Origin of the sequence: Nonomuraea glycinis (assembly GCF_035920485.1) — a bacterium.
Lineage (GTDB): Bacteria > Actinomycetota > Actinomycetes > Streptosporangiales > Streptosporangiaceae > Nonomuraea > Nonomuraea glycinis.
Genome location: NZ_CP109166.1, coordinates 6958081 through 6978457 on the forward strand (window position 1 = coordinate 6958081; position 20377 = coordinate 6978457).

At 70.8% G+C, this 20377-nt stretch carries 9 protein-coding genes; 6 read left to right on the top strand and 3 right to left on the bottom strand.

Annotated elements, in window-relative coordinates:
* Positions 1-170 precede the first annotated feature (170 nt).
* The gene (locus OHA68_RS32685; protein WP_327103672.1) at positions 171-473 is read right to left on the bottom strand and encodes a hypothetical protein; all 303 of its coding nucleotides are present in this window, start codon (positions 471-473) and stop codon (positions 171-173) included.
* Between the two features lie 58 nt (positions 474-531).
* The gene (locus OHA68_RS32690; protein WP_327103673.1) at positions 532-1887 is read right to left on the bottom strand and encodes a helix-turn-helix domain-containing protein; all 1356 of its coding nucleotides are present in this window, start codon (positions 1885-1887) and stop codon (positions 532-534) included.
* Here OHA68_RS32690 and OHA68_RS32695 point away from each other — a divergent pair.
* From OHA68_RS32695 to OHA68_RS32720, 6 genes are all read left to right on the top strand, one after another.
* On the top strand, positions 1886-2434 hold the full coding sequence (locus OHA68_RS32695) for a flavoprotein (protein ID WP_327103674.1): 549 nt from the start codon (positions 1886-1888) through the stop codon (positions 2432-2434). The genes OHA68_RS32690 and OHA68_RS32695 overlap by 2 nt on opposite strands.
* Positions 2435-3027: 593 nt before the next feature.
* Positions 3028-5598: a DUF262 domain-containing protein gene (locus OHA68_RS32700; RefSeq protein WP_327103675.1), complete on the top strand. Its 2571-nt coding sequence runs from the start codon at positions 3028-3030 to the stop codon at positions 5596-5598.
* A gap of 133 nt (positions 5599-5731) precedes the next feature.
* A complete protein-coding gene (locus tag OHA68_RS32705; protein WP_327103676.1) occupies positions 5732-6538 on the top strand; it encodes a methyltransferase domain-containing protein in 807 nt (268 codons plus the stop codon).
* A gap of 42 nt (positions 6539-6580) precedes the next feature.
* Complete coding sequence (locus OHA68_RS32710) at positions 6581-7474, top strand: bile acid:sodium symporter family protein (protein WP_225278247.1); 894 nt, start codon at positions 6581-6583, stop codon at positions 7472-7474.
* A gap of 214 nt (positions 7475-7688) precedes the next feature.
* Positions 7689-13928 (top strand): non-ribosomal peptide synthetase, encoded by a 6240-nt coding sequence (locus tag OHA68_RS32715; RefSeq protein ID WP_327103677.1) that lies wholly within the window; start codon positions 7689-7691, stop codon positions 13926-13928.
* Positions 13919-16972 carry a non-ribosomal peptide synthetase gene (locus OHA68_RS32720; protein WP_327103678.1) on the top strand — a complete coding sequence of 1018 codons (3054 nt, stop codon included), beginning with the start codon at positions 13919-13921 and terminating at the stop codon, positions 16970-16972. Before OHA68_RS32715 ends, OHA68_RS32720 begins: the two co-directional genes overlap by 10 nt.
* A 111-nt stretch (positions 16973-17083) precedes the next feature.
* Here the strand turns inward: OHA68_RS32720 and OHA68_RS32725 are convergent, their stop codons facing one another.
* A complete protein-coding gene (locus OHA68_RS32725) occupies positions 17084-20269 on the bottom strand; it encodes an AfsR/SARP family transcriptional regulator (RefSeq protein WP_327103679.1) in 3186 nt (1061 codons plus the stop codon).
* Positions 20270-20377: the final 108 nt, after the last annotated feature.

Sequence of the window (20377 nt, forward strand, 5' to 3'; positions counted from 1 at the left end):
GCACAGCTCGAACAGGACGCCACCGCAGGAGCAGGTACGGCGTCTCACTCGTACCCGATCTGTGTGGGGGACGGGGGTGTGCCAGCGAATTGTCTCGTGTGCCGGGTCGAGTGGGGAGACATGCTCACCGTGGAGATTCGAAGGAGTGGGCATGCCCATGGCGGAGTCGCTCACGAGGTCGGTCGTCCGATCTCGGCCAGTACGCGCTCTACGCGGTCCGCTGCCAAGCCGACGTTGTCGACGGGGCTGATAGGCGCGAGCCAAGGAAACCAGTACCAGAGGGTGCCGTCGGTGTGTGGTGCGGTCAGCACGCTTTCGATGAGGATGGGCGCTGCCGTGTTGATGACGGTGATACTCAGCGGGCGATCTTCGATCTCGCGCAGCCGTACCTGGAAACGCCTGGCCTCCAGCTCCACCGCCAGATTGAGCAACGCCTGGTGAGCGACTTCCTGATCAACGTGCTCTGTGTTCATGCCGCCGAAGGTAGGGCGTCGATGAGCGCTCGAACCCAAGCAGCGGTTGGGGCCGTACTTACGTGATCGCTCGCACCCGGAGAGCCAGGTCCAGCAGTGGGGAAGGCGGTCGGCGCTGCTTGTCGATCATCTCCGCGATGGCCTGTCTGGCGACAGGACTGAAGATGATCGTCTCTGTGGAGTGTTGTTCTGACATACGCAGACAGGCCAGAGCCTCGTCCGGTGCATGACGGCGGAGCTGGCCGCGAGCCAGGTCGATGAGGTGCTGAGCGCGGCGGTTGGAGGAAGGAATGCTGGAGATCGCAATGGACTTCGCGCGGTCGATGGCAGCGGCCGACCGGCCGGTCTCCACCTCGATCGCCACGGCGTAGACACCGACGTTGACCTCGCCGAACATCGTCAGCGGGTGGTGATGAACAGGACCGAGGGCGGAGGCCGCCCGCTGGGCGAGATCCCAATGGCGCCAGGCATCAGCCGTCTTGCGCCCTTTCGCGTAGGCGATCGCGGCGAATAGCTGCAGCGATCCCCACATCGACAGAGCGGTTTCGGAGGCCCTGAGGGCAGGCTTCAGGCATTCGGCCGCAGTCCTGGCGACTTCACACGCCTCCTCAGGCTGACTGGCACCGAGGGCTGCCATCGTGGACATCCAAGCCGAGGCCCCGATCAGAACTGGATCACCGGTCTCCTCGGCCGCGACCATCCCCCGATCGGCGGCCCGCGCGGCCAGGTCCGGCTCGCCGACGCAATACAGGAACCGTTGCGATATTTGGAAGACCTCGGCAATGATCGCCCAGGTCCCGTGCCGTTCATACGGCTGCGCTGACCGATGGAGAACGAGCGCGTCGCGGAGCAGCCCCGGAGCGACGACACCAAGAGCCGTGTACGGCCTCGCCGATCGGTGCCACTCCGACCAGGCCACGTCCAGTCGCCGTTTCATTCGCCCGATCTCCGAGCTGAGATCGACCACAGGCCGCGCCGGGAAGAGGGGCGCCGACAATACCTGCCTGATGGAGGGCACCGCCTTGTGACTCACCCTGCCACCCTCGGCGATATCGCAAGTCAGCCCGTCCAGACGTTCCTCCATGATGAGTCTCAGGTCGCGAACGCCCAGAACTTTGGCCAGGGTCACAAGCGTGGACAATTTATCGAGACGCTGCTCGCCGCGCTCAACCTGGCGCAGCCACTCCTCGGTACGTCCGCAGAGCTCCGCACATGCCCGAAGGCCCAGTCCCCGCTGGAGCCGAAGCCTGCGAACACGCTGGCCGATACGCTGATCGACGTCGGCTTGATCTTCATGATGCGTCACCGCGATACGACCTTGAGCGTAAGGTTTCGACGCCACCACATTAGCCTTCTCCATGGGTGATCGCTTGGTGACGATGAGATATTTCTGCGGGTTGGAGCGGTTGAACATGACGAGTGGTAAGCCGGTTCTCTATGTGATCGCGTGTGGTGGTCGACCTGCCTCCCAACTGCCGGACTTCGTTGAGCAGGTCCAGGCCGGAGGCTGGACGGTCTGCGTGGTGACGACCCCGTCAGGGGTGAAGTTCGTCGATGGTGCGCGCCTGAGCGGCGTCACCGATTACCCGGTGCGCAGCGACTACAAGCGCCCTCAGGAGCCCGACGTCCTCCCTCCGGCGGACGCCATCGCCGTCGTTCCCGCCACCTTCAACACGATCAACAAGTGGGCGCAGGGCAACAGCGACACCTTGGCGCTCGGATTGCTGAACGAAGCTCTGGGCCTGGGGCTGCCGATCCTCGCCGTCCCTTGGCCCAATGTCGCCCTCGCCCGCCATCCCGCCTTCGTCGACAGCGTGACCCTTCTCCGGAGGTGGGGTGTGAAGATCATCCTCGATCCTGAACGACTTCCCGCCCCGAGCTCGGGAGAACCGGGAGCGGCCACATTCCCATGGGATGAGGTGTACAAGGAGCTTCAGGCGATGCACCGCGCTCTCTCCTGAGTCCCATCCCGGATGGTCACAAATGGAGGTCCGTTAGGTGGACCACATTCGCCAAGGGCGGGTGATCTATGGCGCCTCTCCGGGGATGAGGTCATCGCCCTTGAGAGCGATCAGGCCTCGTCGACACACGGCCCAGCGCACGTCATCGCTCCCACCGTCGCGTAGGACCACACTGGCGTAGATCGAATTGGGGCAGGAGATGCCATGCTGACTACAGCCGCCTCTCGCGCCCACGCCGGCCGGATCGTTGTACCAATCGCGGCCTTGAGGCGGAAGGGTCACCAGCACCTCGGATTTCATGACGCCACCGTAGGGACGCCGAGCCCTCTGTGACAATGCCTGCCACGTAACAGGATCGCCGGTGGACGGGTACGGCCGGAACGACCACACCGGAGATCACCATGCCGCCGTCCGGCCAGCACGACGCGGCGTCCAGCTTTTCGAGGGAAAGCGGGGCCTGGTCGACCTCCTGCGCAAGGCCGCCGGCAAAGGGCAGCGAGCGACATCACAGACGCGGCCATCACTCGCTGCCCTTGGTGTCTGATGGAGCAGTTTCGACATCCCGATGACCAACGGCATGCCGGTCGCTTACCGTGACGCTGGATACGCAAGGTGTCCGGATCCGCTCGGTCGGAAAGGCTGGAATGAAGGCGAACGAGACCACCCTTCGCAAACTTATTCAGGGGGACCAGCAACTGCTGGTGCCGCTGTACCAGCGCCAGTACACCTGGGAACGCCCGCATCTGGCCCAGCTCTGGGCCGACATCACGGCCCAGGTGGACGTGCTGGCCGAGGACAGGCTGAACGCTCCCAGTCACTTCCTGGGATCGGTGGTCCTGGCGCCGGGGCCTGAGCTGGCCCCGAGCCGGTCGCAGTGGATCGTGGTGGACGGTCAGCAGCGGCTGACTACGCTGATGCTGGCACTGTGCGCGATCCGGGACCATCGGGTGGCCGAGGAGCCGACAGCTCGCGAACGGATCAACGAGCTGCACCTGATCAACAAATTCCAACAGGGGGAGATGCGCTACCGCCTGTTGCCGACGCAGGGGGACCGGGCGGCGTTCAAGGCGTGCGTGGACGGATCGCCCGAAGGCAGGGCGGACAGCCTCGTCGGCAATGCCTACCAGTTCTTCAGGACCGTGCTGAACGAGTTCGACGACCCGGCCGATCCGCATGACATCGTCCGGGTGGAGTCAGTGCTGCTGGACCGGCTCAATCTGGTACAGATCCTCGTGGAGAAGGACGACAACGCCTTTCGCATCTTCGAGTCCATCAACAACACCGGTATGCGGCTCAGCCAGGTCGATCTGATCCGCAACTACGTGTTCATGTGTCTGCCCAGTCGTGGGCAGCACGTCCACGACGAATACTGGAAGCCGATTCAGGACCTGCTTGACGATAAAGGCAGGGAACAGCTGATGTACCTGGTGCTCGTACTCAAGGGAGGCGAGGAGGCTCAGTACAACGCCGTCTACCGGGGTCACCAGCAGCTCCTGCAGGGCCTCGCGGGCGACGAGGTGAAGATCGAGGAGTACGTTCGGGAGTTGCACCGCCGCGCCAGGCATCTTCGCCAGATCCTTACCCCTGGTGACGACCTGCTGTTCGCCGGGCGGCTGCGCTTCCTCAAGGAGTGGCAGGCTTCGACTACTTACCCGCTGGTCATGCGGCTTCTGGAGTTCCGTGAAGATGGTCTTGTCAGCGATGAGGAGGTGACGCAGACCTTGGAATATGTCGAGAGTTTCCTGGTCCGTCGCCTTATCGCCGGCGTGACCACCGGTAACCTCAACCGCATCTTCCAGAGGCTGGCCGTACAACTGACTCCTGAAGAGGATGTGCCGCAGTTTGTGCGGGCCGCGCTGTCACCGGCCCGCCTCTACTGGCCGTCCGACGCCCAGATGCGTGAAGAAATCCGCAGCCGTGCCTTCTACTGGCAGGGCCGTACTGGACAGAAGAAGCTGGTGCTGCGCCGCATCGAGGAGTCGCTGGGCAGCAAGGAACGGGTGGATCTGGCCGACAAGCGGATCACCATAGAGCATGTCCTGCCCCAATCGATGACCGCCGACTGGGTGGGTGAACTGTCCGCTACGGGCGACACCGACCTGCTGCACCGGCAGCTCGTGCACACTTTGGGCAACCTCACCCTCAGCGGTTACAACTCCGAGTTGAGCAACAGCTCCTTCGCCGTGAAGCGCAAGCAGCTCAGGCAGAGCGGACTGGTGATGAATCAGGAGATCGCTACCTGCGAGCGCTGGGGGAAGGACGAGATCTGGGCACGGGCCGATCGAATGGCGGATCGGGTGATCGCCATCTGGCCTGGACCTGAGGAGGACAATCGGGGCAGCGCCGCGTCGCGTGACTGGACGTTGCTGCACAACGCGCTGGCAACGCTGCCACCCGCCACATGGACGTCCTACTCCGATCTGGCTGAGTTGATCGGCTCCCACGCGGTCCCTGTAGGCGTGCACCTGTCGACCGTCCCGGTACTCAATGCGCACCGGGTGCTCACCAAGTCCGGCCAGGTCTCCGATGGCTTCCGCTGGATCGAGCCAGACGACGAACGAAACGTCCACGACGTGCTGCGAGCCGACGGCGTCACGTTCGACGGGAGCGGTCGCGCGGCGCTCGACCAGCACATCAGCGCACGTGAGCTGGCTGAGCTGCTCGATCTGCCCGGAGCCGCCGACCTGGTGGAGGGCGAGGCCGTGGGAGACAGCGACACGGCACCCCACGTGCTCACTGAGCGGGAACAGCGCTTCGTGAGCCAGCTCAGCGAGCAGAGCGGCCCTCAGGCCGCTGGCGCTGTGCAGCGCGTGCTGGATCACTGGCGGTCACACGGTGGTGAGGTGCAGTACGGCTCGGCGGCCAACGCCTCCTGTGCACCGATCATCAAAGTCGACGGGAAACCCGTCAGCGTCCTGCGTTTCTACGCCAAGACCGTCGAAGTCCCCTTCAGTGTGCTCAAAAGGCGCCCGCCCTTCGACGACCCGGCGATGCGCGAGGAGCTGCGGCAGCGACTGAATGCCGCGCCCGGCGTCGACATTCCCGTGGCCAAGCTGGAGCTCTATCCGTCAATCAAGAACACCCTGCTGGCCAACGTGGCCGTCTTCGACGTCGTGGTCGCCGGTCTCGACTGGTTCGCCGCGCAGATGCACGATCACGGGTGATGCCGACCTGACTCAGGTGCCGACGCCTCGGCCTCGCGGGCGATTGAGGGCGCATGCCAGTGCCGTGCTCCTCGGCGGCAGTGGCCGCACTGGCATGCACGGAATCTGCACATCCGTTTGCTTGGCTGTGGGCATGATCGACAGTCGTTCCCGCCCTGACCCGATCGTCTACCTCGACCAGGTCGCCGCGAGCCCGCCGGGCCGGGCGTACAAGCGGCAGGTTGTGGACCTGCTCGACCTCCGGCCCGGCCAGCGGGTGCTCGACCTCGGCTGCGGGCCGGGGACCGACCTCGCCGCGATGGCCGAGGTCGTCGCGCCGGACGGCTCGGTCGTCGGGGTCGACAGGGACCCCGTCATGCTCGCCGAAGCCCGCGCTCGTACGGCGCGGCACCGGCTGGTCGAGATCCGCGGCGGTGACGTACACGCGTTGCCGTTGCCGGACGGCAGCGTCGACCGGGCTCGCGCCGACCGGGTGCTGCAGCATGTGGAGGACCCGTCGCGGGTGCTGGCCGAGTTCCGCCGGGTGGCGCGTCCCGGCGGGCGGATCGTCCTGGCCGAGCCGGACTGGGAGGGGCTGCTCGTCGACTCCCGGGATCCGGCCGTCGGCAGGGAGCTGACCCGGTTCATCGCCACGGAGAGGATCCGCAACGGGACCGTGGGCCGTGGCCTCGCGCGGCTGTGCGCGGAGGCGGGGCTCGGTGTGCGGGCCGTGGTGACGGTGGCGCCGGTGTATCGGGACTTCGCCACCGCCGACCGGGTCTTCGGCCTGCGCCGCAACGTGACCCGGGCCATCGAGGCCGGCTTCCTGGACGCCGGCGCCGAGCGGTGGATCGAGGACGTCGCCGCCGGGCCGTTCCTGGCCACGACGCTGCTGTTCCTGGTGGCGGCGGAGGTTACGAATGGGACGGATGTATTGATCGGGGAGGGATCGGGCTGTTAGACAAGGGCAGCGGTTCTCGCCCTGAGGAACGGTGGTTCCCCCTTGCAGCAGTCCGTTCTCACCACAGTCATGCTTCCCGCCGCGCTCGCGCTGATCATGTTCGGGCTGGGTCTGTCGCTCGCGCCGCAGGACTTCGCGCGGATCGCCACCCGCCCCAAGGCCGTGGTCATCGCCCTGGTCGCGCAGCTGCTCGTGCTGCCGGCCGTCTGTTTCGGGCTGGTCGTGCTGTTCGGGCTGGAGCCGCTGCTCGCCGCCGGGATGATGCTGCTCGCGGCCTCGCCCGGCGGGACGACCGCCAACCTCTACAGCCACCTGTTCGGCGGCGACGTGGCGCTGAACGTCAGCCTGACGGCGGTGAACTCGGTGCTGGCCGCGTTCACGCTGCCGGTCGTGGTCAACCTGTCGCTGGACTACTTCGTGGGGTCGGGGCCGGACATCGGCCTGCAGGCCGACAAGGTGGTGCAGGTCTTCGCCATCGTGCTGGTGCCGGTCGCGATCGGCATGATCGTACGGCGTCTCAGCGCGAGGTTCGCGGACCGGATGGACAAGCCGGTCAGGATCCTGTCGGCGATCGTGCTGGCCGCGGTGATCATCGGGGCGATCGTGCAGGAGCGGGAGCGGCTGGGCGGCTACCTCGCCTCGGTCGGGCTGGTGGCGGTGCTGTTCAGCGCGATCAGCCTGACCGTCGGCTACTGGCTGCCACGCCTGTTCAAGGTGGAGCGGCGGCAGGCGATCGCCTCCGGGATGGAGATCGGCATCCACAACAGCACCCTGGCCATCACGATCGCGCTCAGCCCGTCGCTGCTGGCCAACTCGACGATGGCGGTGCCGCCGGCGGTCTACGGGGTGCTCATGTTCGGCACCACGCTGGTCTTCGGCTACCTCGTCCGCCGCCGCGTGACCGAGCCCGACGACCGACTGCCGGCCGCCGGCTGAACGGAGCCGGACCAGCGACGTCAAGCGTCCGACCTGGGCGGACAGGACGCCTTTTCGATCGCGGACAGCTCGTGGCGGCCCCCGCTTGACTTCACCGTCACGGTGTGGACAAATCTCGTTAATGTGACATTCACCACAGAAGGTGAGGCGGTAGTTGGCGACCTCGGCGGAGCTTTCCTCAGGTGGGGCCCACCTCTCAGACACCAAACGAGCTTTGCTGGAGCAACGCCTGCGCCGCAGGTCGAACGGCAAGCCGACCGGAATCCCGCGCCGTCCCGCCGACGCGGAGATCCCCCTGACCCACGCCCAGGAAGGGCTGTGGTTCATGGAGCAGTTCGCTCCCGGCACGGCCGCCTACACGATCCCCTACGTGGTGCGCCTGCGCGGGAGCCTCGACGCCGACCGGCTGCACCGAGCCCTCGAAACGGTCGTGGCCCGGCACGAGATCCTGCGCACCCGCTTCCCCGCCGACCCCGACGGCCGCCCCCGCGTCGAGGTGGCCGGCACCGCTCAGGCGGAGCTGCGCCGCCTGAGCGCCCCGGACGAGGCGGCGGCCCGTGAGCTCCTGAGCGCCGAGCTGGCCAGGCCCTTCGACCTCGCCACCGAGCCGCCCCTGCGCGCCCTGCTCGTGCGGCTGGCCGACGACGACCACATCCTGCTGGTAGCCCTGCACCACATCGCCGGCGACGGCTGGTCGCTGGAGATCCTGGCCGGGGAGCTGCGCACGGTCTACGCGGGGGAGGAGCCGCCCGAGCTCGCCCTGCAGTACGGCGACTTCGCCGTGTGGCAGCGCGGCCGCCCGGCGGACGAGGCGGACCTGGCCTACTGGCGCGAGCGGCTGGCCGGAGTGCCGCCCATCGATCTGCCCCTGGACGGCCGGCGCGGCGCGGTGGCCACCTTCGAAGGCGGCTCCCACAGCTTCAGGCTCGGCCCCGACGCGCTGGCCGCCGCGCACGGCATGACCCGCGAGCACGACGCGACGCTCTTCATGGTCGTCCTCGCCGTCTACCAGGTGCTGCTCGGCCGGCACAGCGGCCGGCCCGACTTCGCGATCGGCACACCGGTGGGCGGCCGCCCGCGCAGCGAGCTCGAACCCCTCATCGGCATGTTCGTCAACATGCTGGCCATGCGCGCCGACCTGGCGGGCGACCCCACCTTCGCCGAGCTGCTCACCCGGGTCAGGCGGAGCACGCTGGACGCCTTCGAGCACCAGCGGCTGCCGTTCGAGCAGCTCGTCGGCGAGCTCGGCCTGGCCCGGGACGTCTCGCGCACCGCGGTGTTCCAGGCAGCGCTGGCGCTGCGCAGCTACGACGCGGACAGCGCCGCCTGGCCGGGCCTCGCGGCGGAGCCGTACCCGCTGACGGCCACGGCCGCCCCCTTCGAGCTGGAGCTGTTCCTCACCGAGCGCGACGGCGGGCTCGACGGCCTGTTCGTCTACAACCGGGACCTGCTGGCCGAGGCCACGGTCGAGGAGCTCGGCGTCCGATTCGGAACGCTCCTGCGCGCCGCCTTCGCCGATCCGGACCGGCGGGTGTCGGACCTGGAGATGCTGACCGGGCAGGAGCGCGAGCGCGTCCTGGCCCTCGCGGCCGGGCCGAGTGTGCCGTACCCCGCGGACCGGACGCTGGGGGAGCTGTTCGAGGAGCAGGCGGCCCGTACGCCCGACGCGGTCGCCCTGGAGTTCGATGGGCAGCGGCTCAGCTACGCCGAGCTGGAGCGGCGCTCCGGCGAGCTGGCCCGGCGATTACGCGACCTGGGCGCGCGACCGGGCGTCCGGGTCGCGGTCGCCCTGGAACGCTCCCTCGACCTGGTCGTGAGCCTGCTGGCGGTGGTCCGGGCCGGCGCCGCCTACGTGCCGCTCGACCCCGACTATCCCCGTGAACGCCTGGACTTCATGCTGCGGGACGCGCGGGCCGCGATCCTGCTGCCCGAGGAGACCGTACGCGAGCGGGAGGACCTGCCGGACACGCCGCTGACCCCGGCCTGTCCCGCGTACATGATCTACACCTCCGGCTCGACCGGACGCCCCAAGGGCGTGCCGAACTCCCACGCCGGCATCGTCAACCGCCTGGACTGGATGCAGCGCCGCTTCGGCCTGACCGCCGCCGACGCGGTGATGCAGAAGACGCCCGCCGGGTTCGACGTGTCGGTCTGGGAGTTCTTCTGGCCGATCATCACCGGCGCCCGCCTGGTCGTGGCGGCGCCCGGCGGCCACCGCGACACCGCCTACCTGCGCGACCTCGTCGTGTCCGGCGGCGTGACGACCATGCACTTCGTGCCGTCGATGCTCGCCGCCTTCCTGGAGGAGGAGGACGTCGAGCGCTGCGTGTCGCTGAAGAGGGTCATCTGCAGCGGGGAGGAGCTGCCGGTCGCCGTCGCGGCCCGGTTCTTCGAGCGGCTGCCGCACGTGGAGCTGCACAACCTCTACGGGCCGACCGAGGCCGCCGTCGACGTGACGGCCTGGCGCTGCGTGCCGGGCGAGAGCCGGATACCGATCGGCCGTCCGGTGCAGAACACCCGCGTCCACGTCCTCGACGCGCGGCTGCGTCCCGTGCCGCCCGGCGTGGCCGGAGAGCTGTACATCGGCGGCGTCCAGGTGGCCATGGGCTACCACGATCGGCCCGGCCTGACCGCCGAACGCTTCCTGGCCGACCCGTACGGGCCGCCGGGCTCGCGCCTCTACCGCACCGGCGACCTGGCCCGGCTGCGCCGCGACGGCGCCGTGGAGTTCCTCGGCCGGGCCGACGGCCAGATCAAGATCCGCGGGCAGCGGGTCGAGCCGGGCGAGGTCGAGGCCGTGCTCCGCGAGCACCCGGGCGTACGCGAGGCGCTGGTCGTGGCGGGCGCCGACGGCCTGGTGGCCTACGTCGTCACCGGCGCCGACGTGACCGGGTTGCGCGCCCGGCTCAAGGAGATCCTGCCCGACCACATGGTGCCCACCGCCTACGTGAGGCTGGAGGCGCTGCCCCTCAGCCCCAACGGCAAGGTGGACCGTGCCGCGCTGCCCGCTCCCACCCGATCGAGCGGCGACGGAGCCCCGCCGGCCACCCCCGCGGAGATCGCCGTCGCCGGGATCTGGAGCGAGCTGCTCGGCGTGCCCGGCATCCGGGCCGACGACGACTTCTTCGACCTCGGCGGGCACTCGCTGGTCGCCATCCAGGTGGTGGCCCGGCTCCGCACGCTGCTGGCCCCGGCCGAAGGCCGCTCGGTGGGGGTCATGGACCTGTTCCGGCACTCCACCGTGCGCGCCCTGGCCGAGCTCATCGAGGGCCCCGCCCCGGCCGAGGACGGGCCGCGCGAGCTGCTGCACCGCCTCACCCGCTCGCGCGTCACCCCCGCGCTTACCCTCGTCTGCTTCCCGTACGGCGGCGGCAGCGCCCTGGTCTACCAACCGCTGGCCGACGCCCTGCCCGAGGAGTGCGCGCTGTACTCCATGGCCTTCCCCGGCCACGACCCCGGCCGCCCCGACGAGCCGGTGATGCCGCTGGAAGAGGTCATCGAGCAGGCCGTACACGAGATCCTGGACGGCATCGACGGCCCCATCGCCCTGTACGGCCACTGCGGCATCGGCGGCGCCGTCACCGCCGAGGTCGCCCGGCGGCTGGAGGCCCGGGGCCGGGAGCCGGTCGCCGTCTACATCGGCGCGATCTTCCCGTTCGCCCGTCCGCGCGGCCGGATCGCCGGGCCGCTGGGCAGGCTGCTGCGCACCGACCGCCTGCGGGGCGACCGCTCCTACGAGAACCGCATGAAGGCCATGGGCAACGACATCTCCGGCCTGGACGAGGAGCAGGTCAGGTTCATGGTCCGCAACCAGCGGCGGGACACGCTGATCGCGGAGGAGTCCTTCACCCGCATGCTGTCGGAGCGGGCGGAGCCGCTGCGCGCCCCGGTCATCGCCGTCGTGGGCGAGCAGGATCCGGCCACCGACTACTACCGCGAGCGGTATCGCGAGTGGCACTTCCTGTCCCGGACCACCGCGCTGGCGGTTCTCGACGAGGCCGGCCACTACTACCTCAAGTACCGCGCCGACGACCTGGCCCAGATCCTCACCAACACGCACATCGCGATGGAGTACGGCTCGGCCGCCGAGCTGAGCCGCCAGGCCCGCGGCCCCGCCGCCGGGTGGTGGGTCGAGGAGACATCGGCCCGGGACGGGAAGGCTCCGCCGCCCCGGGGGCGGGCGCCGGAGCCCAGCATGGGCCGGTTCCTCGCCGTCTCGGCGTTCCAGCTCCTGTCCATGGTCGGCACCGCGGTGACCGACTTCGCCATCCCGATCTGGGTCTACACCACCACCGGCTCCCTGCTGAACTTCGCCCTGCTGGTCGCGCTCGCGATCATGCCGGGCGTGCTGGCCGCCCCGCTGATCGGCGCGCTCGTCGACCGGCACGGCAAACGGCCCATGATGGTGCTGGGCAACTGCCTGGCCGGCGGCGTGCAACTGGCCTTCGGCGTGCTGCTGTGGACCGGCGCCCTGGCCACCTGGCACATCTATCCGCTGATCACCCTGCTCTCGGTCATGCTGGTCTTCCAGCGGCTCGCCTACACCGCCGCGCTGCCGCAACTGGTGCCGAAGCGCTACCTGGGGCACGCGGCCGGCGTGGTGCAGATGCTCGTCGGCACCTCCCAGTTCGTCGCCCCGCTGCTGGCCGTCGCGCTGCTGGCCGGGATCGGCCTCGGCGGCATCCTGGTGATCGACGTGGTCAGCTTCGCCGTGGTGCTGGCCGCGCTGGCGGTCATCCGCTTCCCGGCCACGATGGCGCTGGAACGGCGCGAGACGCTGGCCGCCGAGCTCGCCGCCGGGTTCCGCATGTCGCTGGGCAACCGCCACCTGCGGGCCGCGCTGCTCTACTTCGCGGTGCTGAACGTCATGCTGGCCGCGGTGCTGATGTCGATCTCGCCGCTGGTGCTGTCGTTCGCCGATCTGGACACCGCCGGCCGCATCTCGTTCGTCGGCGGCCTGGGCGCCACGCTCGGCGGCGTGATCGTCGCGCTGTGGGGCGGGCCGCGCCGCCGCCGGATGCGCGCCGTGCTGCTCGGCACCCTGCTGCTCAGCCTGTTCGCGGTCGTCATCGGGGCGTACGCCTCGCCGCTGACCGTGGGCCTGGGCGCGTTCGGGCTGTGGTGCAGCCTGTCCGTGGTCAACGGCGTCTTCATGACGATCATCCACGTGAAGGTGCCGCAGCGGTTCCACGGCCGGGTGATGGCGTTCAATCAGATGATCTCCTGGTCGACGCTCCCGGTCGGCATGGCCGTGGTCGCCCCGCTCGGGGAGCGGCTGCTGGAGCCGCTGCTCCTGCCCGGCGGCGCGCTGGCCGACACCGTCGGCGCGGTGATCGGCGTGGGTGAGGGGCGCGGCATCGCGTTCATGTACGTCATGCTGGGCCTGGGCATCGCCGTCCTCGCGCTGGTGGCCATGCGGATCCCGGTACTGGCCGGGTTCGACGAGGCGGTGCCGGAGGCGGACCCCGACGACCTGGTCGGCGCACGGGCGCTGCGGGAGCGGGCGGGCAACGTCGTCAGCCTCGCCTGGAGCGCTCCCGCCTTCGCCAAGGCGCTCACCATGCCGCTCAGCGCGGCCAAGGCGAGCGAGTTGCTCGGGGAGCCGGTCGAGAAGGTGCTGCTGCGCACCGGCGGCGAGATCAGCGCCGTCTACGAGGTCAGGACCGGCGACCGCGAGCTGATCGTCAAGCTCTACCCGGGGCTGTTCACCGAGCGCATGCGCAAGGAGCGGCAGGTCTACGAGCTGCTCGGCGGCACCGGCGCGGCCGCGCCCGACGTGGTCCGGGCCGACGACTCCAGGCGCGACCTGCCCCAGGCGTACCTGATCATGACCAAGGTGGCGGGACGGCCGCTCTCGCAGGTCTCCGCGGGCCTGGACCGGGAGACCGTCGAGCGGCTCTACCGCGAGATGGGCCGCCTGCTGCGCACCGTGCACAGCGTGCCGGTGCCCGCGTTCGGCCCGCTCGACGGCGTGCCCGAGCCCACCAACGACGCCTACGTCGGCGGCCAGTTCGAACTCAAGGCCGCCCACTTCGCCGAGTTCGGCGGCGACCCCGCCCTGCACGCGGCGCTCGTCGCCCGCCTGCGCGCCGACCGCCACCTGCTGGCCCGCCGCACCACGCCCGTCCTGCTGCACCACGACTTCCACGAACGCAACGTCATGGTCGCCGAACGCGCCGGGCGATGGGAGCTGACCGGCCTCATCGACGTCGAGAACGCGCTCGGCGGCGACCCCCTGATGGACCTGGCCCGCACCGACTACTTCGCCGTCCGCGACGACCCGCTCCGCCGCCGCGCCCTCTACGAGGGGTACGGCGACCTGCCCGGCGACCTTGCCGAGCGGCTGGCGTTCTACCGGCTCTACCACGCGCTCGACCAGTGGCACTGGCTGGCCACGATCGGCGAGGTCAGCGCGCTGGAGCCGATCACCCGGGAGATACGCGCATGCCTGTGACCGAAGACGCTTTCGCCGCCTCGTACGCGCAGGAACGCGTCTGGTTCCTCACCGGGCTGCTGCCCGGCGTGCCGCTCTACAACATCGCCGGCGTCTCCCCGCTGGAACGGCTCGGCACGGTCGAGCCCGGCCTGGTCGAGCGGGCGCTGCGGGTGGTGGCCGAGCGGCACGAGCCGCTGCGGACCCGCCTGGAGCTGCGCGGCGAGGAGGTCGTGCAGCTGATCGCCCCCGAGGCGGCGGTCCGGCTGGCCCGCACCGACCTGTCCGGCCGTCCCGGGGAGTTCGCCGCCCTGGCCGCGGCCGACGCCGCCGAGCCGTTCGCGCTGGACGGCGCGCCCCTGTGGCGGGCCCGGCTGGTGTGGCTCGGCGAGGGGCAGTGGCGGCTGGTGCTCGTCGCCCACCACACCGTCTTCGACGCCTGGTCGATGCAGATCTTCACCGAGGATTTCACCGAGGCGTACCACGCGCTGCGCGAGAACCGGGAGCCCCGGTTCGTCAAGCTGGCCGTGCAGTACGCCGACTACGCCGCCTGGCAGCGCGGGCAGCGCTTCGAGGCGTCCCTGGCCTATTGGCGCGAGCGCCTGGCCGGATCGGTGCCGCTGGAGCTGCCCCCCGACCGCCCGCGACCGGCCGAGCTCGGCCACGCGGGCGCCAACCACCCCTTCACCGTCCCGGCCGCGCTGACCGGGCGGGTGGCCGCCCTGGCCAGGCGCACGGGCAGCACTTCCTTCATGGTGCTGCTCACCGCGTTCGCCGCCCTGCTCGCCCGCTGGAGCGGGCAGAGCGACGTGGTGATCGGCTCGCCCGTCGCCGGACGCGACCAGCCCGAGCTCAGCCCGCTCATCGGCATGTTCGTCAACACCCTCCCGCTCCGCACCGACCTGAGCGGCGACCCGTCCTTCGCCGAGGCGCTGGAACGGGTGCGGACCACCGTCATCGACGCGCTCGACCACCAGGACGTGCCCTTCGCCCGCATCGTCAGCGAGCTGAACCCGCCGCGCGACCCCTCCCGCACCCCGCTCTACCAGATCGCCTTCAACCAGCTTCCGTACGACGTGCGCGGCCAGATCGGCACCGGCACCACCAAGACCGACCTCACGCTGGAGCTCCAGAACGCCGAGGGTGACCTGAGCGGCTGGCTGGAGTACGCCACCGACCTCTACGACCCGGCCACCATCGCCAGGCTGGCCGAGGGGCTCCTCGCCCTGCTCGACGCCGCCACCGCCGACCCCGCCCGCCCGCTGTCGCGGCTGCCGCTGATGCCCGCGGGGGAGACGGGGAGCTCCTGGCACGGGCCGCGGTCGCCGTACCCCGCCCTGCCGTTGCACGAGCTCGTGGCCGGGCGCGCGGCCGCCACGCCCGGCGCGGCCGCGGTCGTCGTCCCGCACGAGGGCCGCACGCTCACCTACGGCGAGCTCGACGAGCGGGCCGGGGCGCTGGCCCGGGTGCTCGTCTCCCGCGGCGTCCGGGTCGAGTCGCCGGTGGCGGTCTGCCTCCCGCCCGGCGGCGACCTGGTGGTCGCGCTGCTCGCGGTGCTCAAGGCGGGCGCCTGCTACGTGCCGCTCGACCCGCGCTATCCGGTCGAACGGCTGCGTTTCATGCTGGCGGACTCCGGGACCGCGCTCGCCCTGACCACGCCGGAGCTGGCCGGACGGCTGCCCGGCGTGCCCGTCCTGACCGACCTGGCGCAGAGCCCGCCGGACGACCGGCCGCTGCCCCGCGTCTCACCCGACCACCTGGCCTACCTCATCTACACCTCCGGCTCCACCGGGGTCCCCAAGGGCGTCATGGTGCCGCACCGGGGCGTGGTCAACCTGATCACGAGCCTGGCCTTCACCCCGGCCGAACGCATGCTCCTGCTCACCCCGATGTCCTTCGACATCGCCGCCCTCGAGCTCTTCGGGCCGCTGCTGTCGGGCGGCGCCGTGGTGGTGGCCCCGCCCGGCGGCAGGCTGGGCGCGCTCCTGGCCGAGACGGACGTGCGCACCGTGCAGGCGCCGCCGTCCGTCCTGGAGGAGATCATCGGGGAGCTCCCGGCCGGCCTGCCCCGGGTGCTGAGCGGCGGCGAACCGCTCGGCCCCGCGTTCGCCCGGCGGCTGCGGGAGGTGGCCGCCGAGGTGCACAACATGTACGGCCCGACGGAGACGACCATCTGGTCGCTCACCCACCTGACGCGACCGGACGAGCACACCGTCCCCATCGGCCGCCCGGTCGCCAACACCGCCGCCCACGTGCTGAGCGAGGCCCTGGAGCCGGTGCCGGCCGGCGTGGTGGGGGAGCTCTGGCTCGGCGGCGACGGGCTGGCCCGCGGCTACCACCGGCAGCCCGCCCGCACCGCCGAGCGGTTCGTCCCCGACCCCTTCGGCCCGCCCGGCGCCCGCCTCTACCGGACCGGCGACCTGGTGCGGTGCCTGGCCGACGGCGTCATGGAGTTCGTCGGCCGGGTGGACGACCAGGTGAAGGTACGCGGGGTGCGCATCGAGCTCGGCGAGGTCGAGGCCGCCCTGACCGCGCATCCGGCAGTCACCCGCGCGGTCGCCGCCGTCCGCGACGACGCGCCGGGCGGCCGCGCCCTGGTGGCGTACGTGGACGAGCACGCCCCCGTCGCCGAGCTGCGGGCCTATCTGCAGGACCGGCTGCCGTCGACCATGATCCCCAGCTTCTACCTGGCCGTCGGCACTTTCCCCAGGCTGCCCAACGGCAAGCTCGACCGCTCCGCCCTGCCCGCCCCCGTCCCCACGGCCGCCGCCGACGCCTCCCCGCCGCGCACGGCCGCCGAGGAGCTGGTGTACGAGATCTGGAGCGAGGTGCTCGACCGGGACGGGTTCGGCGTGGAGGAGGACTTCTTCGACCTGGGCGGGCATTCCATGCTGGGAACCCGGGTGGTCGCCAGGATCTGTTCGGAGGTGGAGATCGAGCTGCCGCTCAACCTCCTCTTCCAGACCCGCACCGTCCGCCGGCTGGCGGCGGCGGTGGAGGAGCGGCTGGCGGCCGAGATCGACCAGCTGTCGGAGGAGGAGGCCGCGGCCCTGATGGAAGGCTGACGTCGGGGCCGTTCACGTGCGCGCCGGAACAGTGTCGCGGCGGGCCCCATGGTCGATCTCGATGTCCTCGCCGGGGTCAGCGCACGCACCGGCCGGGCCGAACGGACGGGTTCACGGGGCCAGCAGCGCCGCGGTCCTCGCCCGCTCGGGCGCGCCGATGGCCGTGAACAGCTCATGGGCCTGCTCCCAGTGCTCCCTTCCCTCGCCCTTCAGGGCGTGACCGAGCGTCATCAGGACGCGCGCGAACTCCAGCCGCTGCCCGGATCGCCGCGCGAGCTCCAGGGCCTGCTCGCACGCCTGGACGCACTGCTCGCTGTCGCCCTCCGCCAGGTGGACGGCGGCGAGCAGGCCGTGCAGTCGTGGCAGGTCCAGGGGATTGAACGTCAGCGGCCGGTCCACCTCATGGCGCGCCTCCGCGAACCGGCCCTGGCGGTAGTGGAACTCCGCACGGCTCAGCAGCACCTGGTCCAGGTCCGTCCCCGTGCTCTGGCTGAGCTCCAGCGCGGCGTCGAGGCGGGCGAGCGCGGCGTCCGCCCGGCCGAGCTCCAGCTCCGCTCCCGCCATGCCGGTGAGCGAAGCGATCTGGCACCGTTTGTTCTCGACCTCCTCAGCGATGGCCAGGCCCCGGCCGAAGGCGTCGATCGCCTGCTCGTACCGGCCCGCGTCATGATGAGTCCAGCCGAACGTCTCGTACGTCACCGCCTCGGCGTACCGCAGACCGGCGGTCTGTGCCAGGGCCAGCGCCTCGTCCAGGGCTTCCAGCGCCTCGGGGAGGCGGGCCTGTTTCTGGCGGACGAGGGCGAGGTTGACCAGGGTCAGCGTCTGGAGATGCCGGTCGCCGGACTCGCCGGTCAGGGGGAGGCCGGCTCGCAGGCACTCCTCGGCCCGGTCCAGCTGGGCGAGCATGAGGTGGGCCGAGGCCAGGTTGTTCAGTCCGCGTGCCTCACCGTGCCGGGACCCCAGCGCGTGATGGATCTCCACGGCCCGCCGGTATCGCGGGACGGCCCTGTGCGGCTCTCCCAGCTGTTTGAACACCACGCCGCAGCCTTGGAGCGCCATGGCCTCCCCCTGCGGCCATGCCGCCCGCCGGGACAGCGCCAGCGCGCGTTCGTGATGGTCCATGGCGCTGCTGAGGTCGGTCATGCGCCATCGGACCAGCCCGATCGAGTGGCACATCGCGGCCTGCCCTCTGAGGTCGCCCTCCTTCTCAGCGGCGGCCAGCGCGAGCTCGGCGAGCCGGAGCCAGTCGCCGCGGGTCCGCCGGTGATGCAGGACGTCCTTCATGGCCTCGACCAGCAGCCAGGCGTACGGCCGCGGGCCGTGCGCGGCCGCGTGCGACACGGCGGCCACGAGGTTGTCCCATTCGGTGTCGAGCCAGTCGAGCGCGTCCGGCGCGGTATCGAAGGTCGTCGGGGTCACCTCCGGCCGGGCCTGGTCGTAGGCGAGCTCCGGGACCTCGAAGTCGGCCACGGCGATGGCGCCGATGACCGTACGCAGGTAGTAGTCGAGAAGCCGCCGGACGGCGGCCTCCCGCTCGGCCGCGGAGTCCTCCTCCAGGCTGCGCTGCGCGGCGTACTCCAGCACCAGGTCGTGAGCGGCGAACCGCTGCGGGCCGGTCTCCTTGATCAGGTGGATCCGGGCCACGGCGCCGAGCAGGTCCTCCGCCCGCTCGCGGCCCGTTCCCGCCAGAGCGGCCGCGGCCGCCGCGGAGAGGTGGCCGCCCTGCGCCACGCCGAGGAGGCGGAACATCCGCCGCTCCGCCGGCGGCAGCGCCCGGTGCGACAGGTCGAGAGCCGCCTGGACGGCGACGCTCTCGTGGCCCTCCACGCGTAACCTCACCAGCCGTCCCCGGTCGGCGAGCTGGCGGACGTAGTGGGCGATCATCCGGTGCTCGTGGTCGCCGATCCAGGACATCGCGATGGACAGCGCCAGCGGCAGCCGGCCGCAGAGCGCCATGAGCTCCTCCGCGGCGTCCGGCTCCCGGAGCAGACGGTCCTCGCCGAGGCCGTGGGAGAGCAGCCGGCGCGTCTCCTCGCGGTCCAGCACGTCCAGCGTGAGGCGCTCGACCCCGTCCAGAGCCGCCAGGCCGCCCAGCCGGTAGCGGCTCGTCACGACGGCGCGGCATCCGGGGTCACCGGGCAGCAACGCGCGCACCTGCCCCGGCTCGGCGACGTCGTCCAGAATCACCAGCATGCGCCGTCCCGCCAGACAGGAGCGGTAAAGGGCGATCTGAGCGTCCAGCTCGACCGGTATGTCCTGCGCCGCCACCCCGAACCCCTGCAACAGCAGTTGCAGCGCCTCGGACAGCGACATCGGCTCCCGCTGGTCGAAGCCCCGCATGTCGAGGAACAACTGCCCGTCAGGGAAGCGTCCGCTCGCCGCGTGCGCCCAGTGGATCGCCAGCGCGGTCTTCCCCACGCCGGCGGGGCCGACCACGAGTGTCACCCGGTCGGCGTCCATCCGCCGGAGCGCCTCCGCGCGGCCGACGAAGCGGCTGCTCGCGGGCGGCAACTGGCGGGGAACCGGCGCCGGCCTGGCGGTCTCGGCCGCCGGTCTTCCCCCGAGCATCCGCTGGTGCAGGAGCTGCAGCTCGCCGCTGGGCTCCACACCGAGATCGTGTACGAGCCGAGTCCGGAAATCCTGGTACACCTCCAGCGCGTCGGGAAGGCGACCGTCGTCGCGGAGCGCCCGCATGAGCAGGGCGTGCGGCCTCTCCCGCAGCGGCTGCTCGGCGAGGAGCCGGGTGAGCCCCGGGATGGCCGCCCGGCTCCGCCCCGTCTCCAGCAGCGCCGCGCCGTGACCCTCGGCCGCCTCGCACCTGAGCTCCTCCAGCCGGTAGCGCTCCACCTGGGCGGCAGGGCCGGCCAGATCGGCGAAGGGGTCACCGCGCCACAGCGCGAGAGCCCGGTCGTACAGGTCGGCCGCGTCCGGATGCCGGCCGTCCTCCGTGGCCCGCCGCGCGCTCTCCACCAGAGTGGCGAACTCCTCGGCGTCCACCGCGCCCGCTTCCGCGCGGAGCAGGTATCCCGGGCTTCGGGTGAGGATGACGTCCCGTCCCCGGGGGCCGAGCGCCCGCCGGAGCTCCGCGATCAGCGCGCGCAGCCGTGCCGGGGCGGAGGGCGGCAGGTCGTCGCCCCAGAGGTGCTCGGCCAGCCGCTCCACGGACACCACGCGCCCGGCGTCCAGGAGCAGGGCCGCGAGCAGCCCCCGCTGCCTGCCGGTCAGATGCGCGGTCCGGCCGTTCACGGCGATCTCCAGAGGGCCGAGGAGGAAGAACCGGACATCAGGAGAGAACACCGACCAGACGGTAGTCCACCCCTTCCTGAAGATCAATTTTTCCCGTGCGGGATCCGTGCGGAATCCATGCGCACGGCTGCCACAGTGCTGCCAAATCCCATCTCAGAG